Below are 5,068 nucleotides of genomic sequence, written 5' to 3' on the forward strand. Positions count from 1 at the left end.
TGCAACGATTCCGCTCGGCCTTCTGACGGGGCGGGGTCCTTGCCTCACCTCTTTCGCACAGGTCCAGGCAACGACTGGGCATCAGAATTGCTGCGCCCTATCAGGCGCGAATCACCCCTCTACCGCTTGCGGGGCGAAGAGGCACGCTTTCGGAAGCACCGCTTCCGGTGCTGATGAGCGACTGAGCGCGAAGCGATCAGGCCGGGGCGCAGGGCGGGGGCCGGGGGAGAGGGCATATTCCGCAGGCAGGGAATCCAAGCAAAGGCACTCATACGGAGTTGCCGACCCGGTGCTCCGCTACCCCTCCACAACCTCCACCCTTCGATCCCCCAACGCCTCATCCAACCCCTGATGGAACCACCGCAGCGCCTGCTCGAAGCGCCCATGCCAGAGCCGGTCGGCAGCGCCGGCCTGGATACCCGCCTGCACCCGCGCCGCCATGGCGAAATCCTCCTCCAGGGCCGAGTAGAGAATCTCGTTGTTCTTCTCGAAGTAGCGCCGCGCCTTGTCGGTGGCCGGTTCCTCCACCAGCAGGGTATGGCCGAGCACCCGGGTGGCCAGCGGGCCATCAGGGAACACGGAGGAGAAGTCGATATGGTCCGGCTCCACCAGCACCAGGGTGTTGGGCCAGAGGAAGTACAGCAGATTGCCGTGGCGGCGCAGGTCCCAGTCCTGCTCGGGCTGGTCGAGTATCTCGCGCAGGTTGCGCTTCACGTAGTAGTTACGGATATGCCGACCGAAACGCTCGAACAGGCCCAGGTTGGGCCAGAACAGATGGTCGATGGTGGCTTGGTGCGCCTTGGCGACGTGGTAGTTCTCCAGGAAGGTGTCGATGGTCAGCTTCCAGTTCACCGGCCGGCGGATGTCCCGCGGGTCGAAGACCACATGATCGTCCAGGGCGAAGCTGTCGAAGTCGGCGAGGATCTGCTCACCGAAGAACGCCTCCATGTCCAGCGCCGGCCCCGGCGTATGCCGCGCCCAGACGGCGCCGAAGCGTTCGGCCACTGGCACCTCGGTGAGGTTCAGGCAGGCACGGTCAACGCCGTCGAAGCCGTAGCCATGGGGAATGCCGCGCAACTGGCCGTCCGGGTTGTAGGCCCAGGCATGGTAAGGGCAGACGAACACCCGGTTGCGCCCGGCCGCATCGCCCACGAGCTGGGTGCCGCGATGCTTGCAGACATTCAGGAAGCCGCGCAGACGACCCTGTTCATCGCGGGTCAGCAGCAGCGGCGCCAGCAGGTCGCGGGTGATGAAATGCCCAGCGGCGACTTCGTTGGAACGCGCCACCAACAGCGGCTCGCGGCGCAGCACCTCGTCCCGTTCACGGCGGTAACGCTGTTCGTCCAGGTAAGCCTCCACCGGCAGGGCCGAGGGCACTTCGACGCAGTCGGTGATGCCCTGCTCCACCAGGGCCAGGGTTCGCTTGAGCAATTCCACCTGGGTCGCGTGCTGCATGGACACCTCTGCTTGTTGTCAGGTCGGCTGGAGTGGCGCCAGGGCGCCACGGATGAAATGCCAGAGCTGGCGCGACAGTTGTTCCGCCGCCGGCCGTGGTGAGCGGCCGAGGGCTTCCAGCAGCGCCTGGTGCATGCCGCCGAGGATCATCGCCGACACCAGCTCCGGGTCGAGGCTGGCATTCAGCTGGCCGGCGGCCTGGCCACGGCGGATGTTGTCCGCCCCCTGGCGCACGTTCTCAGCGATGCGCTGGGCCTCTAGGGCGGCCACTTCCGGCTCCCGCGCCAAGCTCACCAGCAGCAAGGGCGCCAGGGGTTCGGCGTAGACGAACTGCACCGCGCGGCGCACCCGTTGCTCCTCGCGACTGCACCAGTCCTCGGCGCCCGGCAGCGGGTCCGCTGCCATCACCTCGGCCTGGTAGCGGTCGTGAAAGTCCTCGGCCACCGCCGCCAGCAGACCCGCGCGGGAGTTGAAGTAGCGATAGATCAAACCGACCGAGACGCCGGCCCGCTCTGCCACACGCCCTACTTCCAAGCCGCCGCCCAGTTCCAGCAGCTCCTCGCGGGCAGCATCCAGCAGGCTGGTACGGGTTCGCAGGGCTTTGGCGGACAGATCGGACATGGGAGCACTCGATAAAACGATAGACAATAAAAGTGAATTCAGTTTACTTATTTATCCCAACACGCCAAGCCCCGACCAATAAAAAACAACGGAGCGCTTTCCATGACCGATTCCACCGTCCACTACGCGGTCGACGGCCGCATCGCCACCCTCACCCTGAACCGCCCGGATCGCCTGAATGCCATCGACGACCGCATGCCGGCCGACCTCGAGGCCGCCGTGCAACGGGCCAACGCCGACGACGCTGTCCACGTCATAGTGCTCACCGGCGCCGGGCGGGGATTCTGCAGCGGCTACGACCTCAAGTTCTTCGCCGAGAACCCGCGCGGCATCTACGGCAGCCAGGAAATGCCCTGGGACCCGATGGTCGACTACGCGCTGATGAAGAAGAACACCGAACACTTCATGAGCCTGTTCCGCAGCTACAAGCCGGTGATCGCCAAGGTCCACGGACCGGCGGTGGCCGGCGGCAGCGACATCGCCCTGTGCTGCGATCTGATCCTGATGGCCGACGAGGCAGTGATCGGCTATCCGCCAGCGCGAGTCTGGGGCTGCCCTACCACGGCCATGTGGGTCTACCGTCTGGGCCCGGAGAAGGCCAAGCGCATGCTCCTCACCGGAGACCTGATCGATGGCCGCGAGGCCCAGCGCCTGGGCCTGGTCTACCAGAGCGTGCCACTGGCCGAACTGGACGCCGCCGTCGAGGCACTCACCGCCCGCATGCAGGGCATCCCGAAAAACCAGCTGATGATGCAGAAGCTGATGATCAACCAGGCCTTCCACAACATGGGCCTGGAAACCACCCAGATGTTCGCCACCCTGTTCGACGGCATCACCCGCCACAGCCCGGAAGGTGTGCGCTTCAAGGCGCGCTGCGAGGAAGTGGGCTTCGCCCAGGCGGTCAAGGAGCGCGACTCGGGCCAACCCATTCCCTGATCGCGGCGCACCCCGTCCAACCGAGTACAGGAGGTGTTCGATGACGATTCAGCAACCGCCGGCCGATCTGCCCAGCATCCCCGCCCTGCTCGCCTGGCGGGCCAGCCACACGCCGGACTGGCCCGCTGCCCAGGTGCGTGACGCCGGCGGCTGGCAAACCCTGGACTGGGGCGAAATCGCCCGCCGCAGCGAGACACTGGCCAGGGCCCTGATCGCAGCAGGGGTGCAGCCCGGCGATCGCGTAGCGATCTGGAGCCGCACCCGCCTGGAATGGAGCCTGCTGGACTTCGCCGTGCTCAGCGTCGGCGCCGTCAGCGTCGGGCTCTACCCGAGCCTCACCCCCGCCCAGGCTACCCAGCAGCTACAGCGCGCCGACTGCCGGCTGCTGTTCGTCGAGTACTCGGCCCAGGCCCTGCCACTGGAGCGTGCCGACCTGCAGGTGGTGAGCCTCGACCAGCCCACAGTGGACAGCGGCCACCTGGACTACGGGAGCTTCCTCGCCCGCGCCGCCGACATACCCGCCGAGCGGGTCAGGCAGCGCTGGCAGGCGCTGGACCGCGACGCCCTGGCCAATCTGGTGTTCACCTCCGGCACCACCGGCGAGCCCAAGGCGGCGATGCTCAGCCACGGCAACCTGCTGGCTTCGGTCAGCGCCTACCGCCTGCCGCCGTCCGGCTACACCGGCCTGGCCTTCCTGCCGATGGCCCACGTCGGCGAGCGGGTGATCGGCCAGTATCAGCGCCTCTGGTGTGGCGCCCAGGCCGCCTACGTGCCGGACATAAACGAGGTACCCAAGGCTCTGCACGAGATACAGCCGGACTACTTCGGCAGCGTGCCGCGCCTCTTCGAGAAACTGCATGGCGCGGTCATGGCCAAGCGCGACGCCATGCCGGCCGGCAAGCGGCGCCTGCTGGACTGGGCACTGCGCACCGGCCTCCGCCATGCCCGGGGCCAAGGCGGAGGCCTGCCAATGCTGCTGGCCCGGCGCCTGGTGCTGGACAAGCTGCGCGAGCGCCTGTTCGGCGCGCGCATCCGGGTGCTGGTGAGCGGCGGCGCGCCCCTGGACGCGAAACTGGTGGCCTTCTTCTCCGCTCTTGGCCTGCCGCTCTGCGAAGGCTGGGGCATGTCCGAATCCACCGCCTTCCTCACCAGCAACGAGGCGGGGCTGCGCAAGGCCGGCTCGGTCGGCCGCGCCCTGCCGGGCGTGGAGCTGCGCATCGATGCTGACGGCGAGGTGCTGGTGCGTGGCCCGCTGGTGTTCCGGGGCTACTTCCAACAACCGGAGAAAACCCGCGAGACCTTCACGGCCGACGGCTGGTTACGCTCCGGCGACCTGGGGCGACTGGATGACGAGGGCTACCTCTGGCTCACCGGGCGCAAGAAGGAACTGATCATCACCGCTGGCGGCAAGAACATCGCGCCGACGCCCATCGAGGCGCGCCTCAAGCAGCACCCGCTGGTGGAGCAGGCCCTGGTGCATGGCGACCGGCGCAAGCATCTCAGCGCCCTGCTCGCCCTCGACCCGCAACGCCTGGAAGCCTGGGCCCAGCGTCACGGCCTCTCCGGTGAACCGGCCGATTGGCTGCACGCGCCGGTCCTGCTGGCGGACCTGCAGGCCCACATTGACAGCCTGAACGCCGAGTTGTCCCAGGTGGAGCGGATCAAGGCCTGGGCACTGCTGCCACGATTGCTGAGCCAGGAAGAGGACGAACTGACACCTACGCAAAAGCTCAAGCGGCCGGTGGTGGAGCGTCGCTTCGCCGCGCTGCTGGATGGGTTGTATGGCTAGGCGGACGGGACGAAAACCGCACCGTCGAGCGGAACTGTAGCCGGCCGCACCTCGTAAGTTGTCTGAGTCCAAACCTCCAGGAAGCCCAAAACAAAAGGTTCTTCGCGGATTTTCGGGGAGGCATTGGATTCGCGCTGGATGGGCAAGATTGTCGGATAGCCATTGATTGGCGCCGTGCAGCCGGATGCGGCCCTCTCCCCCGGCCCCCGGCCTGATCGCTTCGCGCTCAGGCGCTCATCGGCACCGGAAGCGGTGCTTCCGAACGCG

The 5,068-nt window shown here is 67.1% G+C and carries 5 protein-coding genes; 2 read left to right on the top strand and 3 right to left on the bottom strand.

Going from position 1 to position 5,068, the window contains the following annotated elements; translation table 11 throughout:
* Positions 1–297: 297 nt before the first annotated feature.
* A complete protein-coding gene (locus E8F11_RS03910) occupies positions 298–1,455 on the bottom strand; it encodes an aromatic ring-hydroxylating dioxygenase subunit alpha (RefSeq protein WP_280287496.1) in 1,158 nt (385 codons plus the stop codon).
* 18 nt (positions 1,456–1,473) lie between these two features.
* Positions 1,474–2,076, bottom strand: a complete 603-nt coding sequence (locus tag E8F11_RS03915; RefSeq protein WP_280287497.1) for a TetR/AcrR family transcriptional regulator — start codon at positions 2,074–2,076, stop codon at positions 1,474–1,476.
* Positions 2,077–2,178: 102 nt separating this feature from the next.
* Between E8F11_RS03915 and E8F11_RS03920 the strand changes: the two genes are divergently transcribed.
* Together E8F11_RS03920 and E8F11_RS03925 are read left to right on the top strand one after the other, a co-directional pair.
* Entirely contained in the window at positions 2,179–3,012 is an 834-nt protein-coding gene (locus E8F11_RS03920) for a crotonase/enoyl-CoA hydratase family protein (protein ID WP_280287498.1), read from the top strand.
* 40 nt (positions 3,013–3,052) lie between these two features.
* Complete coding sequence (locus tag E8F11_RS03925) at positions 3,053–4,801, top strand: AMP-dependent synthetase/ligase (RefSeq protein ID WP_280287499.1); 1,749 nt, start codon at positions 3,053–3,055, stop codon at positions 4,799–4,801.
* Here E8F11_RS03925 and E8F11_RS03930 read toward each other — a convergent pair.
* Positions 4,798–5,068 (bottom strand): hypothetical protein (locus tag E8F11_RS03930; protein WP_280287500.1); only part of this gene is annotated, 271 nt, incomplete at its 5' end. The two genes, E8F11_RS03925 and E8F11_RS03930, sit on opposite strands and share 4 nt — an antisense overlap.

The sequence above is a fragment of the Pseudomonas sp. BN417 genome, from assembly GCF_029871205.1.
Taxonomy (GTDB): domain Bacteria; phylum Pseudomonadota; class Gammaproteobacteria; order Pseudomonadales; family Pseudomonadaceae; genus Metapseudomonas.